The 19,621-nt window shown below is 46.4% G+C and carries 19 protein-coding genes; 4 read left to right on the top strand and 15 right to left on the bottom strand.

Annotated elements, in window-relative coordinates:
- Positions 1-121 precede the first annotated feature (121 nt).
- Positions 122-1,468 (bottom strand): MATE family efflux transporter, encoded by a 1,347-nt coding sequence (locus H9Q77_RS06035; RefSeq protein WP_249326840.1) that lies wholly within the window; start codon positions 1,466-1,468, stop codon positions 122-124.
- A 195-nt stretch (positions 1,469-1,663) separates the two neighbouring features.
- Entirely contained in the window at positions 1,664-3,205 is a 1,542-nt protein-coding gene (locus H9Q77_RS06030) for a glycoside hydrolase family 43 protein (RefSeq protein ID WP_249326838.1), read from the bottom strand.
- Positions 3,206-3,371: 166 nt separating this feature from the next.
- Between H9Q77_RS06030 and H9Q77_RS06025 the strand changes: the two genes are divergently transcribed.
- Positions 3,372-4,214: an AraC family transcriptional regulator gene (locus H9Q77_RS06025; RefSeq protein WP_249326837.1), complete on the top strand. Its 843-nt coding sequence runs from the start codon at positions 3,372-3,374 to the stop codon at positions 4,212-4,214.
- On the opposite strand, the gene H9Q77_RS06020 is transcribed toward H9Q77_RS06025, so the two are convergent.
- Positions 4,160-4,792 (bottom strand): PTS glucose transporter subunit IIA, encoded by a 633-nt coding sequence (locus H9Q77_RS06020; protein WP_249326836.1) that lies wholly within the window; start codon positions 4,790-4,792, stop codon positions 4,160-4,162. The genes H9Q77_RS06025 and H9Q77_RS06020 overlap by 55 nt on opposite strands.
- Positions 4,793-4,831: 39 nt before the next feature.
- Positions 4,832-5,677 carry a DUF368 domain-containing protein gene (locus H9Q77_RS06015; protein ID WP_249326834.1) on the bottom strand — a complete coding sequence of 282 codons (846 nt, stop codon included), beginning with the start codon at positions 5,675-5,677 and terminating at the stop codon, positions 4,832-4,834.
- A 265-nt stretch (positions 5,678-5,942) separates the two neighbouring features.
- On the opposite strand from H9Q77_RS06015, the gene H9Q77_RS06010 reads away from it, so the two are divergent.
- Positions 5,943-6,158: a cold-shock protein gene (locus tag H9Q77_RS06010; RefSeq protein ID WP_022154211.1), complete on the top strand. Its 216-nt coding sequence runs from the start codon at positions 5,943-5,945 to the stop codon at positions 6,156-6,158.
- Positions 6,159-6,272: 114 nt separating this feature from the next.
- On the opposite strand, the gene H9Q77_RS06005 is transcribed toward H9Q77_RS06010, so the two are convergent.
- The 11 genes from H9Q77_RS06005 to H9Q77_RS05955 form a co-directional block, all read right to left on the bottom strand.
- Complete coding sequence (locus H9Q77_RS06005) at positions 6,273-7,103, bottom strand: glycerophosphodiester phosphodiesterase family protein (RefSeq protein WP_118692141.1); 831 nt, start codon at positions 7,101-7,103, stop codon at positions 6,273-6,275.
- Between the two features lie 197 nt (positions 7,104-7,300).
- Entirely contained in the window at positions 7,301-7,882 is a 582-nt protein-coding gene (locus H9Q77_RS06000; RefSeq protein ID WP_249326833.1) for an MFS transporter, read from the bottom strand.
- Positions 7,883-7,960: 78 nt separating this feature from the next.
- Positions 7,961-8,941: an IS3 family transposase gene (locus H9Q77_RS05995; RefSeq protein ID WP_118552497.1), complete on the bottom strand. Its 981-nt coding sequence runs from the start codon at positions 8,939-8,941 to the stop codon at positions 7,961-7,963.
- Between the two features lie 2 nt (positions 8,942-8,943).
- On the bottom strand, positions 8,944-9,360 hold the full coding sequence (locus tag H9Q77_RS05990) for an HTH domain-containing protein (RefSeq protein ID WP_118552499.1): 417 nt from the start codon (positions 9,358-9,360) through the stop codon (positions 8,944-8,946).
- A gap of 120 nt (positions 9,361-9,480) precedes the next feature.
- Complete coding sequence (locus tag H9Q77_RS05985) at positions 9,481-10,341, bottom strand: MFS transporter (RefSeq protein ID WP_249326832.1); 861 nt, start codon at positions 10,339-10,341, stop codon at positions 9,481-9,483.
- Between the two features lie 95 nt (positions 10,342-10,436).
- Positions 10,437-11,282: a sugar ABC transporter permease gene (locus tag H9Q77_RS05980; protein WP_022153472.1), complete on the bottom strand. Its 846-nt coding sequence runs from the start codon at positions 11,280-11,282 to the stop codon at positions 10,437-10,439.
- Positions 11,283-12,194: a carbohydrate ABC transporter permease gene (locus H9Q77_RS05975; protein ID WP_022153473.1), complete on the bottom strand. Its 912-nt coding sequence runs from the start codon at positions 12,192-12,194 to the stop codon at positions 11,283-11,285.
- Between the two features lie 7 nt (positions 12,195-12,201).
- Positions 12,202-13,398 carry a sugar ABC transporter substrate-binding protein gene (locus H9Q77_RS05970; protein ID WP_118547915.1) on the bottom strand — a complete coding sequence of 399 codons (1,197 nt, stop codon included), beginning with the start codon at positions 13,396-13,398 and terminating at the stop codon, positions 12,202-12,204.
- 13 nt (positions 13,399-13,411) lie between these two features.
- Positions 13,412-14,485, bottom strand: a complete 1,074-nt coding sequence (locus H9Q77_RS05965) for a glycoside hydrolase family 53 protein (protein WP_022153475.1) — start codon at positions 14,483-14,485, stop codon at positions 13,412-13,414.
- Positions 14,486-14,487: 2 nt separating this feature from the next.
- Positions 14,488-15,051, bottom strand: a complete 564-nt coding sequence (locus H9Q77_RS05960) for a hypothetical protein (RefSeq protein ID WP_022153476.1) — start codon at positions 15,049-15,051, stop codon at positions 14,488-14,490.
- 250 nt (positions 15,052-15,301) lie between these two features.
- Positions 15,302-16,285: a LacI family DNA-binding transcriptional regulator gene (locus H9Q77_RS05955; RefSeq protein WP_022153477.1), complete on the bottom strand. Its 984-nt coding sequence runs from the start codon at positions 16,283-16,285 to the stop codon at positions 15,302-15,304.
- Positions 16,286-16,460: 175 nt separating this feature from the next.
- On the opposite strand from H9Q77_RS05955, the gene H9Q77_RS05950 reads away from it, so the two are divergent.
- Entirely contained in the window at positions 16,461-18,098 is a 1,638-nt protein-coding gene (locus H9Q77_RS05950) for an ABC-F family ATP-binding cassette domain-containing protein (protein ID WP_249326831.1), read from the top strand.
- Positions 18,099-18,281: 183 nt separating this feature from the next.
- On the top strand, positions 18,282-19,214 hold the full coding sequence (locus tag H9Q77_RS05945) for a PHP domain-containing protein (RefSeq protein WP_249326829.1): 933 nt from the start codon (positions 18,282-18,284) through the stop codon (positions 19,212-19,214).
- Positions 19,215-19,621 lie beyond the last annotated feature (407 nt).

The following is a 19,621-nucleotide window of genomic DNA, read 5'->3' as shown; positions in this document are numbered from 1 at the left end:
CTATGATGCCAGGATCAAAAGGTCTAAGCCCACATGCTTGACCCCGACTTTATTTCTATAAAAACATGCTAAAACACATTACAAATTCTGTCAATGTAAAACTTTAGCACAGTACCATGATTTACTTCACCAGCCGATCCTTATACTTCAGCCATTTTCCCGTCCGTATCCTGTTAGTAAACAAAAATGCCCGTACGACCCAGTCCATGGTCATAGCGATCCAGACGCCGATGACGCCGAGTCCCAGACCCTGTCCCAAAATATATGCCATGCCCACACGGCAGAGCCACATGGAAGCGATCGCCACGATCATGGTGAATCTCACATCTCCCGCAGCGCGAAGCGCATTCGACTGTGCAAAGGACAACGGATGCACCAGCATACAACATACACAGCTGTAACATAACAGAAAAACAGTTATTTTCATTGTCTCCGGACTCAGATGATAGATTCCGCAGATCGGCCGGGCAAAAATAATCATGGGAATGCCCAGCAGGATCATACAGGCATATGCTACTTTCATCATTTTTTTCAGATAATATAATGCCTGCTCTGTTTCTCCTGCGCCGATGCACTGTCCGATCACAGTGATCATTGCCACACCGATGGCATTGGCAGGGATCTGCTGGAAGCTGGCAATGCTGCCTGTTACAGCATTTGCCGTCGTAGCTGCCATTCCAAATCCGGCGATCAGACTGGTGGTCAGAAGCTTACCGATCTGGAAAATACTATTCTCCAGACCGTTCGGGACGCCAATATACAGGATTTTCCCAAGGATTTTGGTATCCAGACGCCAATGATTGCTCATGATGATCTTGTCACTTTTCTTAAGCAGCACTACGATCAGCACCGCAGACAATACTCTGGAAAAAAGCGTGGACAACGCCGCTCCTGCAGCACCGATTCCAACACCGTAGATCAAAATGGCATTTCCTGCAATATTTACCAGATTTGCCACCAGAGATACCTTCATGGACACCTTGGAATCTCCTACCGCACGGAACAGAGCTGCTCCACCGTTATAGATTCCCAGAAAAGGGAAGGAAGCGGCTACAATATAAAAATAAATTCTTGCAGCACTCATGACATCCGCTTCCACATTGCCGTAAAGCAATGCCAGCAATCCCCTGTTCCAGATCAGCGCTATCGTCATAAACAGAAGGGCCACACCCCCAACCGCTATAAACAGCTGATTGGAGGCCCGGCCTACCATTTCCTTATCTCCGTGTCCCATGTATTGTGCTGCCACGACCGCACCACCGCTTGCCATGGCCGTGAACAGACCGATCAGTAGCACACAGATACTGTCCACAAGCGAAATCCCGGATACTACAGCTTCTCCACAGCTGGCTGCCATCACTGTGTCAGCCATTCCCATTGCGATTGCCAGAAACTGTTCTATGATCAGCGGCCACAGTAATTTTCTCAATGCATCCTGTGAAAATAACATTTTTTTCTCTTCCGTCATAATTTACATCATTCCTTTATCCTTACATTAACATCTGCCAAAATAGCACATTGTCATTGCATTGTAAATAGAAATGTAATTTTATGATTCAGTAACTATTCAGCACCCCATTCGCAAAATCGCCTCTACTAGGCTTTCCTGAATAACATGCTTGCATGTTATTTGCTCATAGTGGTTACTTCGCCCTATAAATAGTTACAGTTCCTGATATACAAAATAATCCGCAGCCACCGAACCGCCAGCCGCACCCTGTTCGTTGATGGCAAACAGTCCGTCCTTGACACCGACCCAGCGGCCCGGTGTTGCTTCCACCATCTGTCCCACAGGCTGTAAGTTTTCCTCCGTGGTTCCCACGTAGAACGTACGGTAAGTCTCCTTCTCCACCTTCATCTGCATATAGATCACATCGCTGTTCCATTCTCCCAGACCGGTGCGTATCTCATCATCCTTCGTCCAGTTGCCGGTGCGCTGCTGTAACTGCATTTTTCCATTGATTTTCTGCACCGCAAGTGCCGTATAACATCCGCCTAACGATACCAGTCCTGCCACATCACCGTCCTTCATCTGCTCCAGCTGCAGACAGGTGGTAATAGAGAATTCCGGTGCAGGCCACTTCTGCAATAACAGATTACTGATGTCGCACAGCTGTGTCTTCGGATCCGCCGCCTGTGCATGGAGAAGGAGCTGACCGTCTTTCAGCTCGTACCATTCCCTTTTATAATTGGCATTCCACTGCCATTGCAGTCCTAAGCAATCGCCTTCGAAGAAATCGCTGTCCTCCGGGGTATCGATGGGGTATGTAGCTCCCACTTCCGGCTTCTTATAACGCAGTACCGGCTCACCACAGCCGTCCACGGCATTTACTCCGATCACCGGCCAGTCGTTCTCCCAGTGCATGGGCTGTAAATGTACGATACGTCCCGCATTGCCCACATCCTGGAAATGCAGGAACCAGTCCTGTCCGTCCGGCGTATCCACCCAGGCACCCTGGTGAGGTCCATTGACAGGGGAATTGCCCTGGTGCAGGACGATTTTCTCTTCCCAGGGACCATAAATATTTTTCGACCGCAGTACGGTCTGCCAGCCAGGCTTCACGCCCCCTGCCGGAGCGAAGATATAGTAATAGCCGTTTCTCTTATACAGCTTCGGGCCCTCGATGGTGGGCTGGGTCGCATGACCGTCATAGATGAACTGACCGTCACCCAGCACTCCGGAGCAGTCCGGTTCGATGGGAGACATATACAGCATGCTCTTGAAGCCGATACGGCTTCTGGCGAAAGCCGTCACCATATAAGCTTTGCCGTCCTCATCCCAGAAAGGACAGGGATCGATCCAACCCACTACCTTTCTGACATAAGCAGGCTCACTCCATTTGCCCCACGGGTCTGTGGTCTTGCACATCATAATCCCCTCATCCGGCATGGGAATAAATACGTAGTAAGTTCCCTCATGGAAGCGGATGGCAGGTGCCCAGGTACCGCAGCCGTGTACCGGCTTGTCATAATATTCAAAGGGAAGTTTATCCATGATGTAATTGATGACCTTCCAGTTCACAAGATCCTTGGAATGTAACAGAGGAACTGCGGGGGTATTACAGAAGCTGGAAGCGATCATAAAATAATCCTCTCCCACACGAATGGCATCCGGGTCCGAGTAATCCGTATACAGGATCGGGTTGGAATAGGTGCCGTCGCCCTGATCGGCGATCCACATTTTATGTATCTTCGTCTTGTCCATAGTATCTCCATTCCGCAGCCTTTTGCCGCTGTTTCGTATTTTATAAAACCAGTATAGCAGATATCCCGTCACATCGCGTGTCAATTTCCCATTAGTTTGTGTCAAATCTTGCATTTCAATAGAATAAATGTCATAATAGTGACAAAAGTTGCAGGAGGAAAACACCTTGAGTTTCTTTTATCAGAATCGCAAAGAACAACTCTATCTGTATCTGTCCAATAATAATCCTTACGCCGTCCATCTTCACAGACAGCTGGAGCTGATCTATGTCTTAAGTGGTTCCACCACGGTCACTGTGGAACAGCAGGAATTTCCGCTGACTCCCGGTCAGGGTGTCCTCGTTTTTCCGAACCAGATGCACGGCTTAAAACATGTGGAACCCGGTCAGAATCTGCTCTGTATCTTCGAGCCGGATTTCTGTCATTCCTTCCGACATTTTTTCCAGAATAAAAAGCCCTCACGCAATGATTTTGCCATCTCCACCCTCTCGGAGCACAGCCACATTGCCTTACAGGGACTCGAGGCTCTGGCTTCCACCATGGAAAAAGATCGTCCCACTCCTTCTGATGTGCAGATCTATGCGGAAGGGTATCTGACGCTCCTTTTGGCAGATCTCCTACCCTCTCTCCCCCTGCAGACCCGGAAAAGCACGGAGGATCTGGAGCTGGAGCAGAGGCTGCTTCTCTATCTGGATGCCAACTACACGAAGGAATTGTCCCTGGACAGTCTCTCGAAAGAATTCGGTGTCAGCCGTTTTGTCCTCTCCCGGATATTTACGGAAAAGTTCCACACCACTTTCCCGGATTATGTGAATTCCAGAAGACTTGATTATGCCAGAGACCTTCTGCTGTCCACGGAGCTATCCGTGACACAGATTGCTCTGGATGCGGGCTTTGGCAGCTCCCGTACCTTTTTCCGTGCCTTTCAGGATACCTTCCATACCACTCCGGGAGCTTACCGCAGGCAGACGGAATCTACCCACAACAGCTCCTCGCCCGCCCGGATATAATCCTTCCAGGTACGAACGATCCGTCCCCGGTCAGGTGTCTGACACATCTCCACTGTCACCGCCGTATCCACGCCTTCTCTCGCCAGCCCTTCCTGATCGAATTCTACGAGAAGCTTGCCTTTTCTCACGATCTCATTGGGCAGGACATTACAGCGGTAATAAGTGCTATGAAGTTCTTCTTTATCCTTACAGATATTCAATAGCAGCTCCACCCCGCTGTCCGTGCGGAAACGGATCCGGTTGCCCATAGGATAAAGCTTCAGCACTTTTCCTGCAGTGGGGGCATAGACTCTGCCGTCCGATGGCAAAATGGTAATGCACTTAGTATTGTCATCCGCCGCTTCTTCCGTTGTGTCCTGCAAAGTATCCTGCGATATTTTCCTGATCTCGCCGTTCACCGGGCTCCCTATGGCGGTGCCTTCCATAACAAGCTGTCTGTTCCCTGTTATTTTTCTCTCTTCCTGTCTGTTTACCGCCTCTTCTTCTGTTTCTTCCATGTTCCACCGGATGCTCCTGCCCAACCAGAAACCGATCAGCAGTCCCAGCACTCCCGTTGCCACCACAGCATACATCTGCATGTTTCTACCTTCCTTTTTCCATAATAAGACTCTTACATCTTATTCTGTCTCATTTTCGGGAAAACATGCCAGTTTTTCATTCATAAAATCCAAGAGTATTGCCGCCACGATTCCCGCCGCCATGCAGAACAGATTCCGGGATGCCGCATCCGCCGATGTTGCAAAGCTGCCCCAGGGAACGGTCATAACCGTAGCTGCACCGACGATCCCGATAATTCCATGAAACATCAACGCATACTGCCTCTCAAACAGCCGGTTTACCAGTTTTGCCAGACAGATGAAAGTCACCACGCACCCTGCTACTCCCGGAAGCAGAACCTCCAATCTCACATGACCGATCCCTTCCACAAAGGGCGTATACAGTCCCAAGGGCATCAATATTGTTGAAAAGCTCATGCCCGGAGCGATCACCGACAGAGCAAAGGCAAAGCCGCAGAACAAAAAGCTGAAAAATCCCGGCTCCACGGTATTTTGGGAATTCTGCAGCCAGAATAACAGACTAAGCATTGCCACGAATGTCACGCAGGATAAGATCACATTTCCCACATTCCTGCCCTGTTCTCCCGCTTCTCTCCACAACGAGGGAAGCATTCCCACGATCAGTCCCACAAACACGCAGACAGAAGGCTCCGGGTAAGTCTCTAATACATATGATAACAGATTCGCCACCCCTAAAAATCCTGCTGCCGATCCGATCATATAAGGGAACAATTCCGGCAGATGGGTCCGCCACTTATGTACCGGATCCGACAAAAGCTCCATGATCGGTCGATAGACTCCGAACACTACACTTAAAACGCCGCCGGATATCCCCGGGAGTACCGCTCCCAGACCGATCAGCGCCCCTTGTAATACTTTTCCCAAAAATCTAAGATCCATCGTCATTCTCCGCATCCTGTTGCTCTTAAAATCATATGCTTTTTCCATAAGAAAATAGGTCTAAAAATCAAAGATAATTATTGACATTTCGATTGGGGCAATGGTATACTCTAACCGTATTCTAAATGAAAGTCATTGATCTCACATATTTTTGTAAGACATTGCTACTTTTTCACGGATGCTTTACAAAAATATGTGATTTTTTTGTCCTACGTTTTAGAATCATCAAAAGGATCAGGCAAAGCCTGAATTATTAAAGGAGGTACCAATAATGAATAACGGTACAGTTAAGTGGTTCAATGCTCAGAAGGGTTATGGTTTCATCACCAACGATGCTAACGGCGAGGAAGTATTCGTACACTTTTCCGCAATCAATGCTGATGGTTTCAAGTCTCTGGAAGAGGGCCAGAAGGTAACTTTCGATACCGAGTGCGATCCTCAGAACAGCAGCAAGATCCGTGCTACCAACGTTACTGTTGTAGCTTAATAGCAAGACAAACTAAAAGGATCAGTCCCTTGGGGCTGATCCTTTTTTGTAACTATTTATAGGGCGAATGCGGTTCTGGTTTCAGATTTTCTTTTGTATACATGATTTTTTCTGCTACTTTCTCGCCTCAGGCACGAAACTGTCAAAGATAAAGATATCGAAATGCTTTCTCGCTTCATCCAGCTCCTGCTGGCTCTTGATAGTCCAGGCCGCTGCGGTATTATGATACAGGCCTCTGCAAAGCTTTCTTGACAGGATCTCGGGATAATGATGATTGTATGCCACGAAATCCGGCTTCGTCACGAAGTTCAACAGCAGATTCTGCAGGATAAAATACAATACTCCCACATACTCTCCTTCCTTCAGGAAAGCATCGGACAGCTGTCCGCGCACCAGTTCCGGATGATTCTTGCGATACCACCACACTCCCAGCGGATTAAAGGACTCCATGCAGTACATTCCCTTGTAGGCCCGAAGTATCTTATCCGCAATGGGACACAGGGACAGGTCGGTACGCTCGATCTTGAACTCCACGATCAGAGGTACTTTTCCGTCCACCATCTTAAGCACATCCTCGAACTTCGGGATCTTCTCCGTGGACTCACACAGATGAAACTGCTGCAATTCCTCATAAGTGTAATCGCAGATTTTTCCTTCGCCGCCGCAGACTCTTTTTAAGGTAAAATCATGGAACACCACGGGAATCCTATCCTTCGTCAGCTGAATATCCAGTTCGATACCGAAGCCTGCGTCCACTGCCTTGCGGAATGCTGCCATGGAGTTCTCCGGAGCGTCTGTGGCATTGTCATGCAGACCTCTGTGAGCATAGAGCCATTCTTTAAAAGGGGCTGTGTCCGGTTTGTGCAGCATCCTCGGCATGATCATGAGAAAATACAGAACTGCGAGAACCACCAAAACAATCAATAAGATTCCTAATACTTTCATTCCTATAACCTTCTATCTTCCTGTAACTTTTTACAGCGAATCCATACCGTTTCTATCACAGTATAGATTCGCTGCCTTTTACTTTAATCCACTACTCTTTTATTTTCAAGTAGGTATTTCTTAAGATTCTCCAAAGAGCTTACAACACATTTGTCAAATTGTATCGTCCTGCCAAGTATATACCGAAGTTATCCGCATCAGTCATCTACATCAAAGTTCTCCAGAATGCTCTCCTTCTTCTGGGGCTTCACATCGCCGTGACGTACCTGGGTCATAGTAAGGAATGCCATCAGGGAGAAGAACAGGGCATAGGGAAACAGGGTGTTATAGGATACGTTTTCCAGCAGAAATCCGGAGAGTACCGGAGTCAGGATCTGCGCTGCCATGGAGAACGTATAATAGGTTCCGGTGAATTTCCCCACATCGCTGCCACTGCTCATGGCCACGATCATCGGATAGGAATTCACATTGATGGCTGCCCATGCCACACCGATCAGGGCAAATGCCACATTGATGATGGGGTGATATTCTCTGGCAAAAATTGCGCCACCATAGCAGGCTGCCATCAGCAGAACACCGCCCATGATAGTCTTCTTACGACCGATCTTCGCAGAGATGTTTCCAATGGGAATATAACTCAGAATAGCAGCTACCGTCGCTACCATCAGACAGTTGGCGAAGCTTCCGCCCTCCATCTTCCATACTACCTTCGTGTAGCGGGAAAAGGCTGTGGTCACGGCATTATATGCGGTAAACCATAAGAAAATAGACGCCAGCATGAAATACTAAAGTGTACCCCTTGTCAAGGACAAATTAAGAAGAAGGGATTTGTTCTTTCTAACCAGTAGATGGCTATATCAGTTTGTTTTATTACCTTCTTCATCATACATATCCATAGAAGGGATTTTTCCCTTAATCGGATATATGCCTGTTGTTATATATTTATAGTATTCATTGGGAGAAAGCTTCGCTAATTCCCACTGATATCTATCATTGTTATAATAATCCATCCAATCGTCAATAATGGCACGAACCTCGCTATATGTTCCACATTCTTTTAGCCTGTCTCCTATATGATCCTTCATACGTCCAAAGAAACTTTCCTGAGGTGCATTGTCCCAACAATTTCCTCTTCTGGACATAGACTGTCTTAAGCCTTTATCTTTGACAAGTTGTATAAAACTGCAACTCGTATAATGGCACCCTTGATCACTATGTAAGATTGTTTTAGTTGTAAGGGAAACTCCATGCTTTTCTATCATCAGGTTGACTGTTTCCAAAACAAAATCCACTTCTAAAGATTCGCTTAACACATACGATAAAATTTGTTTTGTAAAGGCATCTATAATTGTTGATAGATAGCAGAATCGACCATCAAATGGAACATAGGTTATATCCGTAAGCAATATCCTTCTCGGACCATATTTTTCAAACTCCCGTTTCACAAGATTATCAGCAACACTATTCGTCTTTATCGCCTTTGCCATCCTTCTGTAAGGGTTTGCCTTTCTTATGTTACATATAAGACCATATTTCTTCATCAACCGTCTTATTTTCTTGACATTCATAACGATTGGCGGATTCATATGTAACAATCTCATATAGATTCCTTGAGCCCCTTTATCATAACCTCTGAAGCTATATGCAGCTAATACCAATTCAAAATCGGCTCTATCCTGTGCTTCTTTTTCTGCTCTTTTATCCGCTGAATGTACCCAGTTGTAATAACCGGATCTTGATACTCCTGCTATTTCACAGAGCATCTTAACTGACAATGTATTATTTGCTTTATTTATCGTCTCATGGATGATTTCAAATTTGCTTTCTGAAGTCTCCATGACTAATCTCTCTTCCTCGAATTGTCCGCAATAATAATTTTTTTTAAAAACTCTACTTCTTGTCTTAGATACAAAAGCTCGTTCTGCATACGTTCTATGGATTGCGGTGATGACAAGTCCTCTTCATTTGTTGCTTTCATAGGAATTCTTTTTTGTCTGTTTTCGCCCTCGGTAAAGCCATTGCCCGATAGAGCCTGACGCTTTATTCTTTGCACAATGTCATCTATCTGTTTTTGTCCAAAGTACTCTAGATTATATCCAAAATCCAGAAGAATTTTTCTTGGAGCGTTACCAGCCTGATAGCTGATCCAAAAATCTTCTTTAAATTTAGCTGTAAAATAAAGCTTGTTCTTTGTCACATTAAGTGTGTACGGGTTAGCTTTGAGTTCCCTAATTTGTTTCGGTGTGTATTCTTTCATATTTCCTCCGATAGATACTTTTATTATACATCATCTACCAGAAGAAATCCCTTCTTTTATTGTCCACTAACCAGGATTTTATCCTTTCTTCTTGTGTCCATTTTTAAGGAGCCCTTCTTCTTATCGTGTCCACTTTATGGGGTATATTTTATACATACTCCGCTTCACTTCCTTCGGCATCCCCTTGGTGCCTTCCGTCTTTCCTGTCTGTTTTTTCCCGTCGGAAGCTTTTACCGCTCCGGTATCTCCCACTGCCTCGATCTCACCGACAGCTTCCACGCCCTCAGCCATCGCTTTTTCTTCTATTGTTTCTGCAATTGCCGCCTCTGCCTTCTCGACTTCTTCCCGCAGCTTATTTTCCCGGATGGTCATCACGAGAATTCCCACAGCGATCGCCATGACTGCTGCAATACTTGCAAATAAAGGCAGATAATCCGGTGTTTCACCTTTGCCCACCAGAACTTTGATCATGATCAGAGCATAGACACCGCCCACAGCTCCCATGAGATTGATCACCGCATTGGCACGGCTGCGCAGATGGTTCGGGGTTACATCCGGCATCAGTGCTACTGCCGGGGAACGATACAGTCCCATGGACACCAGGGTGAAAAACAGCACCGCCAGGAAGATCACCTGGTTACTGAAGGACTCTCCGGTGCCCCATCTTGCCTTTTCTGCATTGTCGATCATCGGCAGTAACATCATGAAGATCACTGCCAGGATCGTACCCGACACGATAAAGGGCATTCTTCTGCCAAGCTTCGTATGTACCTTATCTGACAACGTACCGAACACCGGCAGCAGAAAGATCGCCAGCACATTGTCTAATGCCATCACCGCTCCCGTCATGGTCTCGCCCAGATGATAGGTATTCTGCAGGATCAGGGGGATGATGTTGTCATACATCTGCCAGAAGGAACAGATGCTAAGAAAAGCCAGTCCGATCAGAAACGTTCTTTTGTAATTTAATTTTGTCTCCATAAGAAAACCTCCCTTTGATAAATTCATTTTATCAAAGGGAGGTCCTCCTAGCAATCATTACTATGTAAAATTTATGTCTTTAAAATCTATATTGCTTATCCTTTCACACCGCCTGCCACCAGTCCACTCTGGATAAATCTCTGCAGACACATGAAAACAATCATAATTGGCAAGGATGAAATCACCGCTGCTGCTGAAAACAGCGTCCAGTGAGCAGCAAACTGATCACTGATAAAAGACTGTAATCCCAACGCCAGCGTCATTTTTCCCGGTGTCTGCAAAAAAATCGATGTGATTACATATTCGCTGTAGGTTGCTATAAAAGAAAACAGGAAGATCACCGCAAGCTGCGGCATGGCAAGCGGAATGATAATCTTGTAAAACACCTGAAACTGATTCGCCCCGTCTACCATTGCTGCCTCATCCAGTTCCACCGGCAGACCATCAATATAGGATTTTAACAGCCAGATATTGTATGCACTGCCTCCCGCCAGCACAAAGATTAACGCAAGACTGCTGTCAACCAGCCCAAACCTATAGATCAGAATATAGTAGCCTGCCACTGCCATACTGTTGGGAAATACCTGCAGCACCAGCAGCGACATGAGTCCATATTTTCTCCCGATAAAACGCAGTCTCGCGAATGCATATGCCGCCAGAGAAGTGATCACAAGCTGGATCGTCGCCACAATAACGCAAAACTTTAGGGAATTCCATACCCATACAGTAAAATCCGTCTCCCGAAACAACGTCACATAGTGTTCCACACTGAACTTTTCCGGAAAGAGAGAGGACAGAAAAAAACTGTCGCCCGCCGAAAAAGAAGACATTACGATCCACACTACCGGAAACAGCACCAGTATTATGGTGATCCAGATTACAATACGGCTTCCCCAGAGCGCACGCATTTCCGAACCGTTCATTTTCTCTCTGCCAAGCATTTAATCCACCTCCTTGAATGAGCCGGACAAATGCATGTTCACCAATGTAAATGTTCCGACAATAATAAAGATCAGTACACTAAATGTAGCAGACAACTCGTACCGGTTAGACCATGTAGTCATTTTGTAAGTCGTACTTGCCAGAATATCCGTATAACCGGCGAACTGGTTGTCTACTCTGGCAGGACCGCCCTGTGTTATCATATAGATATTTCCGAAATTGTTGAAATTCGCCGCAAATGAAGAAATCACCAACGGGATAGAAAGCTTCGTCACCATGGGAAGTGTAATACTTTTAAAGCATTGAAACTTCGATGCCCCGTCAATCTCCGCCGCTTCATAATATTCCGTGGAGATGGATTGCAAACCGCCCAGACAGACATTCATCATATAAGGAAATCCCAGCCATACATTGACAATGATCAGCCCAATCCTCGCCCAAAGGGGATTCGTCAGCCATGGGATGTTCCATGCAATTCCGATTACATGAAGCAGATTATTGATCCCGCCGTATTGCTCATTTAGCAATCCCTGCCATGCAAGAATAGCGATTGTGGACGGCAATGCCCACGGTACGATCAGTATTGCCCGATATATTTTGGATTCCTTCATATGCGGATTGTTCAGAAGAATTGCCAGCAGCAGTCCCATAGCATAGGAACCCACCGTACTGAATATCGCAAAACATATCGTCCACCCAAGCACCGGGAAAAACACACTTTTAATACTCCCGGAAAAAACTGTCAGATAATTGTCTGCTCCCACAAAAGTGTAATCTCCCAAATGGTACATATTATAATTCGTGAAAGACAAAATAACCGTATACAGAATTGGCAGACAAGTCACCAACAATATGGTAATCAGTGTGGGTGCCAGATAGGCATATGCCATACCATTCTTTTTCTTCTTCATATCTTCACTACTTTCCTGAATTCATCAATTCAACAGCTTCTTCCAGTTGCGCCACCATATTTTTCGCCGCTTCCTCTGGAGTCTGCTCACCTGACCACATGGAACGGATATTATTGACATGAATGCTCCATAGCTGACCCATCTCGGATACGGTAGGCATCGGTTCTCCCTGATTGATCTGTACGATAAATGCTTTCGCGTAAGCATTCTCCCTGATCTCTTCCAGTTCCTGATCGGACAGTCTTGCAGGAATGCGGTCACCTGCTTCATACAGATCTTTTGCACCGTTTTCAATCAGATATTTGATAAAACTCCATGCCGGCTCCTGTTTATCACTGTCCTTACCCACAAAGCTTACCTGGGTTCCCACCGGTGTTACGAATGCCTGACCGTGAAATGTCGGCATCTCCGTGATGCCAAAGGGTGTCTCTGCCGAAGTAAAACCGTCAATATCCCAAGGGCCTCCAATATAGTACGCACATTTTCCGTTCTGGAAATTGCTTCTGGCAATATCTGCCGTGACATCTGCCGTAATCAGGCCATAACGGTTGCACAGATCATCAAGGAAATGATACGCCTGTACTGCCCCATCATTTGCCAGGCCAATGTCCGACGTATCATAAGCACCATTCTGATAATTAAAAATATAGCCGCCGCAGGCTCTGACAAATCCCAGATCATAATAGATACTGGTGGCATCAAACTGCACACCGCCGTTCTCCACTGCCTGTTCCACCAGTTCCTCCCAGGTCGCAGGCACTTTTTCTACCATGTCCGTATTATAGAATAAAGCGGTTGTCTCCACAGAAAGAGGTGCTGCATATCTTTTGCCGTCCACATAGCATGCCTGAACTGCAGCTTCGGAAAAATCCGCATCATTATAAAGTTCTGCCGGTACTTCCGCTGTCAGGCCTGCATTCACATAATCCGCAAGCTGGTCATTTGGGATACCCACTACAGCATCCGGTCCTTCAGCACTTTTCACCGCCTGTGCAAACTGTTGCACCGACGGGGACTGGTGGATCACCTCCACCTCATATCCATTCTGTTCTCCCCAGGTATCTGCATATTTCTGGAGCGTATCCACTTCCACGTTCATATTCGTCCAGATCACCAGTCTGTTATCCTCTTTTTTACTTCCGCATCCGGTCAGTGTCCCCACCGCCAGTGCAATGCACAACATCGATATGATTCCTTTTTTCATAGTCATTCCTCACCTACATTGTTTTCATATGCAGCAGGGCACTGTTGGCATTGCCGGCTGCATCAAATAATGCCATATTCGCCATGGCGTTGCCGGCTGCCATTTTTTCCTGCATATACTGACTTCCGCTCGTGCTCGCCCAGGTACAATCCGGAATCGGGAGCCATGCGGGTTCCCAGTAAAACACACCGATTCCTCTGTCCTCCTTGACCTTCCTGACTGTAGCCATCAGATCCCTTAAGAACTGCTCCTGTCCTTCCTGTGTGGCAGGATATCCGGTAGCCTCTTCTTCCTTCTCGGAATAGACGATTCCTTTACATCCCAGGGTATCCGTAGTATAGCCGATGGAAGTCTCTACCACCAGTACATTCTTGCCGTAACGGGCACTGATATCGTTCATATTATTCTGCAGTTGCTCCAGAGAGCCGTTCCAGTGCGGATAGTAGGACATTCCGATCACATCATAATCCAATGCAAACGGTGCGATCCGGTCGAACCACTGCCTGTAAAGCTCATTGTTGGTGCCGAAATCCAAATGCAGCACAATTCCTGCCCCGGGGCACTCTTCCCTCACTCCCCGGATCCCTGCCCGCAAAAGCCTTGCCATATTCTCCGTCTGCTCCACATAACCGTCCGGCCAGAGAAGACCCTTGGTAATCTCATTGCCGACCTGCACCATTTTCGGAATTAGCTTGTGATTCTTAAGTGCCTTCAGCGTATTCACGGTATGCAGATACACTGCAGTCTCCAACGCTTCTCCCCGCAGCTTCTGCCATGCCTTCGGCTTGATCTGTTTGGCGGGATCTGCCCAGAAATCGCTGTAATGAAAGTCTAACATAAAGTCCATTCCGTTTTCCACAGTTCTTCCGGCAATTTCTATGGTAGTCTGTAAATCATTGCCCCCGCCACCGTAGGAGTTACCCATCTCATCAAACGGGTCTGACCAGATCCGGAGCCGTACCATGGTCGTTCCGCACTCCTTCAGGATACGAAACAGATCCTCCTGTTTTCCGTTTATGTAATAGGACGCTCCGCTGACTTCCAGTTCCTTCACCATAGAGATGTCCATACCCTTGATAAATTCCATGATCACTCCTTCACCAGCGTGAGATCATCGATGGTGCCCCATCCGCCGGGTGCTGTAGTAACACGTACACCTACCGTGATTTCTCCGTCCGCAGGCTTCAAATCCGGTATCTCTGCAGTGTACCAGTTCACATAGCCGTTCAGTTCTCCGTCCACTTTGATTTCTTCCCCGTTTACCACAGCGTAGAAATACACCGTTGCGTTTTTATCCCCTGCAGCATCTCCCTGGATATGTGCCGTCAGTTTGTAAGTGCCTTCCTCCAGTCCGTTCACCGTCTGTTCTGCGGAAAAATCCACATTACTGCTACCGGAATAAAAATGCAGGGACTGTACCCCCTCGAAACAGTCAGTATCACGATCATAGATATCCAGTTCCTCTGTGGAATCGTTCACATTATTTACCGTCCATCCGGTAAAATCAGCCTCTTCAAAGCTACCATTAATTAGATAATTACCATTCTCATCTGCTGTTGCTTTCTCACCGTCTACATTGTTTGTGCTTCCGCATCCTGTCATTGCCGCGATTACTCCTGCCGCCAACAAAATCCCCAAAAATTTCTTTCTCATTAATTTTCTCCTTTCAATCTTTCTAAAGTTAATGTTTTACTTTTATTATAGTAAATTATTTACCTTTAGAAAAAATATAGCATCATTACCTCTTTTCGTCAATGCCTCTTGTTCTTTTTTTACCCTATTGCCAAATTTGGCAGGTATCTTTTGTCAGTTTTATACAAAATAAGCATACAAAAAGAGAGGTCTGTTCCGTCACCTCCCTTTTAACTTTTTTCTATTTATTGTTCATTGACTTATTATTGATTTAGCAGCTCTTGCGAAAAATTGGAATCCCGTTCACAAAGATAAGCTTTGTCACTTTGCCACCATACAGCACCCGGTTTCGCAGCAGATCCAATGCCGTCTCACAAATGCAGGGAATATCAATATGTATGGTTGTCAACGGCGGAGACAGATATTTGGCTATATTCACATCATTGATGCTGAAAAGCGCCATCTGCTCCGGCACCTGTATCCCTTTTTCATTCAGTGCCTGCAATACTCCCACTGCCAGTGTATCGCTCGCAATGCACAATGCGGTGGGCAGGGAACTTTTTTTCAGTAATTCTTTTCCCATGCGATAACCTTCATCCACGGTGAATTTCTCCGAGATCAGGATATATTCCTCCTCCAGACAATGATAATATGCCACACTTTGCCGAAAGGACCATTCTCGGATATCCATGGAGGGCTTCCCCGTATCAATATTCCGGTCGCTTCCGCCAATAAATCCGATTTTTTTATGACCCTTTTCCACAAAATAATCTACCATCTGTGTCACGAAGGAATCCATATTGGGTCTAACCGCATCAAACAATTTTTCATCCGGTGATGTGCCGATGAACACTCCTCTGGGGCAGATTTTATACAATTGATTGATCTCTTTGCGGGTCAGCCAGCCTACGGCAATAAAGGCATTCAGATCTCTGGGGATCACGCTCATGCCATCTCTGCGGTCATAAATCTGCAGTCGGATATTCATTTTTTTTGCCTGCTTTATAACTTCCTCCCTGACACCGCGGTAAAACACATCCTCCAATTCATCCTCATTATCTGTAAAATACAAAAGTGCAACGTTTTCAATTTTCGGATAAATAACTTTTTTCTTATAGCCAATCTTCTCCGCTGTGGCAAAAATAGCCTCTCTCGTTTCCTCACTGACGGAAATTCCTTCATCGTAATTCAATACTCTGGAGACCGCTGCGCTCGACACACCCACGATCTCTGCAATCTCTTTAATCGTTGCCATGCAAACCTCCATTATGCCAATGAACCTTGTTCATATCTTTTAGTAATCATTTTACATAAATATTTTACTCTGTCAAGATTTCACACTTTTTCCTTGAAATATGTGGGCTTTTATGTATAATGGTAAGGGTGGCTTTGTAACACATTTAATAAGAAGAATAACAAGAGGTTTAAGAATGATCAGTGCAAACAACGTAACTTACCGTGTGGGTAAGAAAGCTTTATTCGAAGATGTCAACATCAAGTTTACCGAGGGCAACTGTTACGGCCTCATCGGAGCTAACGGTGCCGGTAAATCCACCTTTTTGAAGATCCTGTCCGGTCAGCTGGACACTACCAAAGGTGATATCGTCATCACCCCCGGTCAGCGTCTCTCCGTGTTGGAGCAGGATCATTTCAAATATGACGACAACGTGGTTATGGATACCGTTATCATGGGTAACGAGCGTCTCTTCCAGATCATGAAGGAAAAGGATGCCATCTATGCCAAGGAAGATTTCAGTGACGAGGATGGTATCCGTGCCAGCGAACTGGAAGCGGAATTCGCCGAGATGGACGGTTGGGAAGCAGAGTCCAATGCCGCCATGCTGTTAAACGGTCTGGGCATCGGCACCGAGTTCCACTACTCTCTCATGAAGGATTTAGACGGCAGTCTGAAGGTGAAGGTCCTGTTAGCCAAAGCACTGTTCGGTAACCCCGACATTCTGCTGCTCGACGAGCCTACCAACCATCTGGACTTAGACGCGATCGCATGGCTGGAGGACTTCCTGATCGATTTCGAGAATACCGTTATCGTGGTATCCCATGACCGTTATTTCCTGAACAAGGTATGTACCCAGATTGCCGACATCGACTACGGCAAGATTCAGTTGTATGCCGGTAACTATGACTTCTGGTATGAATCCAGCCAGCTGCTGGTGAAGCAGATGAAAGAAGCCAATAAGAAAAAGGAAGAAAAGATCAAGGAATTACAGGAGTTCATCTCCCGTTTCTCCGCAAATGCTTCCAAATCCAAGCAGGCTACTTCCAGAAAACGTGCCCTGGAAAAAATTGAGTTGGATGACATTAAGCCCTCCAGCAGAAAATATCCCTATATCGACTTCCGCCCCGAGCGTGAGATCGGTAACGAAGTACTGGCTGTGGAGCATCTGTCCAAGACCATCAACGGAGAAAAGGTGTTAGATGACATCTCCTTTACTCTGGGTCGTGAAGACAAGGTGGCTTTCGTAGGAAGCTGTGAGCTGGCGAAGACCACTCTGTTCCAGATCCTTGCCGGAGAGATCGAGCCGGATGAGGGAACCTACAAGTGGGGTGTTACCACTTCCCAGTCCTACTTCCCGAAGGACAATACCGCAGAGTTCGACAATGATATGACCATCGCCGACTGGCTGACCGGCTACTCTCCCGTAAAGGATGCCACTTATGTCCGTGGTTTCCTGGGACGTATGCTGTTCGCCGGCGAAGACGGTGTGAAGAAGGTCCGCATCCTCTCCGGTGGTGAGAAGGTTCGCTGTCTGCTATCCAAGATGATGATCAGCGGCGCCAACTGTCTGATCCTGGATGAGCCCACTAACCATCTGGACATGGAGTCCATCACCGCGCTGAACAACGGTCTGATCAAGTTCCCCGGTGTGGCACTGTTCTCCTGTCATGACCACCAGTTCGTACAGACCACTGCCAACCGTATCATCGAGATTCTGCCGAATGGCAGTCTGGTAGACAAGATCACTATCTACGATGAGTACCTGGCAAGCGATGAAATGGCAAGAAAGCGTACTGTATTCACCGCACAGACCGAAGACGACGAGAACTAAGACGAATAAAATGGATGCCGGTGCTGCCGACATCCATTTTGTTAATTTTCCAATTCTGTTTCGTTTAATGATCTCCATTAAAATATGTAATATTTACAAACACTGTCTCTATACGCAAAAACCAGCTCTAATGTATGTTAATGTGGACCAGTCCCCAAAAATAATCTCAGAAAGGATAGAAATATGGTAGATCTTCATGTACATTCCACCTGTTCCGACGGTACCTTTACCCCGGAAGAATTAGTTGATTATGCAATTCAAAAAGGATTAACCGCCTTCGCTCTCACCGATCACGATACAGTAAACGGACTGGACCGGGCGATCCGATATGCGGAGGAACTGCGGCAGGCTCAGGCGGCATCCCCAGTCATTTCCTCCCGTAACGATGCAGCTGCCCGCCTTCCGGTTTCTTCTGTTCCAGACTCTGACGTTCCCCGCGTGCCTGAGATCATTCCCGGTATTGAACTGTCTACGGAATATAAGGGCAAAGATATCCACATGGTTGGTCTTTTCATTGATTACCGCCAGCCGGAGTTTGCCCATTATTTAGAAGATTTCATTCGTTCCCGCGAGAACCGCAATGAAAAAATGTGTGCGCTTCTCAGAGAGCATGACATTGACATTACTTACGAGGCACTTCTGGCGGAATTCCCCGGTGCGGTTATCACCAGGGCTCATTTTGCAAGATATCTCCTCTCCCACGGCTATATCCAGAGCATGAAGGAAGCATTTGACCGCTACGTGGGCGATCACTGCCCTTGCTTCGTTCCAAGAGAAAAGGTAACACCTGCCCAGGCGGTGGAACTGATCCTGGGAGCCGGCGGCGTACCGGTGCTGGCACATCCGATCCTCTATCACATGAGCGATGATCGTCTAGATACTCTCGTAGCGGAATTGAAAAAGATCGGTCTCGTGGGCATCGAAGCCATCTACAGCACCTACAATACCGCTGAGGAGCGCCAGATCCGCGGACTTGCCTCCAAATATAATCTGCAGATCAGCGGCGGCTCCGACTTCCACGGCGCCAACAAGCCCAAGATCGACCTCGGAACCGGCTGGGGGAAGCTGTATGTACCGGATGAAGTATTAGAAAATCTACGCCCAGAAAAGAAATAAACTGAGAGTTAGTGAAATACCACCCGGATGACTTTGTTGTCTTCCTGGGTGGTATTTTTGTTTTGATGTTCCGATCTTTACTGCCTAAAATCCATTTTGTGCTTTATAAGCAGTAAATTTAATGCGATTTTCTTTTACAGCGACTGGAATTTACTGCCGGAATGGAAGCATCCTATCCGAAGCAGTAATTTTTAGAACGTTTTCATGGATTCTTCGATAAAAATACCGCTTGGTTTTCTAAAATCACTTTCCGGGCAGTAATATGTTTGTCCTACAACAGAGAGTTAGCGAAACAGCCGCGTAACCTTCTTTCTATTGCTTTGGTGAAAATCGCATCAAAATAGCAAAATCCGTACAAAAAAACTTCTAAATCAGGAATTTTTGTACGGAATATCTTCATTTTGCAC

It is taken from the genome of Simiaoa sunii (assembly GCF_014337175.1).
In the GTDB taxonomy this organism is placed as follows: domain Bacteria; phylum Bacillota; class Clostridia; order Lachnospirales; family Lachnospiraceae; genus Acetatifactor; species Acetatifactor intestinalis.
Note: the sequence above shows the minus strand (reverse complement) of the source record. Positions and strands in the feature narration are given on the sequence as shown.

Excerpts from the sequence above, each read along its gene's own strand:
- H9Q77_RS06010 (WP_022154211.1), top strand. The coding sequence starts at position 5,943 with ATGAATAACGGTACAGTTAAGTGGTTCAATGCTCAGAAGGGTTATGGT.
- H9Q77_RS06000 (WP_249326833.1), bottom strand. The coding sequence starts at position 7,882 with ATGCTGGCGTCTATTTTCTTATGGTTTACCGCATATAATGCCGTGACC.
- H9Q77_RS05955 (WP_022153477.1), bottom strand. The coding sequence starts at position 16,285 with ATGGCAACGATTAAAGAGATTGCAGAGATCGTGGGTGTGTCGAGCGCA.
- H9Q77_RS06015 (WP_249326834.1), bottom strand. The coding sequence starts at position 5,677 with ATGACGATGGATCTTAGATTTTTGGGAAAAGTATTACAAGGGGCGCTG.
- H9Q77_RS05985 (WP_249326832.1), bottom strand. The coding sequence starts at position 10,341 with ATGGAGACAAAATTAAATTACAAAAGAACGTTTCTGATCGGACTGGCT.
- H9Q77_RS05965 (WP_022153475.1), bottom strand. The coding sequence starts at position 14,485 with ATGGAATTTATCAAGGGTATGGACATCTCTATGGTGAAGGAACTGGAA.
- H9Q77_RS05980 (WP_022153472.1), bottom strand. The coding sequence starts at position 11,282 with ATGCTTGGCAGAGAGAAAATGAACGGTTCGGAAATGCGTGCGCTCTGG.
- H9Q77_RS06035 (WP_249326840.1), bottom strand. The coding sequence starts at position 1,468 with ATGACGGAAGAGAAAAAAATGTTATTTTCACAGGATGCATTGAGAAAA.
- H9Q77_RS06005 (WP_118692141.1), bottom strand. The coding sequence starts at position 7,103 with ATGAAAGTATTAGGAATCTTATTGATTGTTTTGGTGGTTCTCGCAGTT.
- H9Q77_RS06020 (WP_249326836.1), bottom strand. The coding sequence starts at position 4,792 with ATGCAGATGTATGCTGTGGTGGCAACGGGAGTGCTGGGACTGCTGATC.
- H9Q77_RS05995 (WP_118552497.1), bottom strand. The coding sequence starts at position 8,941 with ATGGAGACTTCAGAAAGCAAATTTGAAATCATCCATGAGACGATAAAT.
- H9Q77_RS06030 (WP_249326838.1), bottom strand. The coding sequence starts at position 3,205 with ATGGACAAGACGAAGATACATAAAATGTGGATCGCCGATCAGGGCGAC.
- H9Q77_RS05960 (WP_022153476.1), bottom strand. The coding sequence starts at position 15,051 with ATGAGAAAGAAATTTTTGGGGATTTTGTTGGCGGCAGGAGTAATCGCG.
- H9Q77_RS05990 (WP_118552499.1), bottom strand. The coding sequence starts at position 9,360 with ATGAAAGAATACACACCGAAACAAATTAGGGAACTCAAAGCTAACCCG.
- H9Q77_RS05945 (WP_249326829.1), top strand. The coding sequence starts at position 18,282 with ATGGTAGATCTTCATGTACATTCCACCTGTTCCGACGGTACCTTTACC.
- H9Q77_RS05975 (WP_022153473.1), bottom strand. The coding sequence starts at position 12,194 with ATGAAGAAGAAAAAGAATGGTATGGCATATGCCTATCTGGCACCCACA.
- H9Q77_RS05970 (WP_118547915.1), bottom strand. The coding sequence starts at position 13,398 with ATGAAAAAAGGAATCATATCGATGTTGTGCATTGCACTGGCGGTGGGG.
- H9Q77_RS05950 (WP_249326831.1), top strand. The coding sequence starts at position 16,461 with ATGATCAGTGCAAACAACGTAACTTACCGTGTGGGTAAGAAAGCTTTA.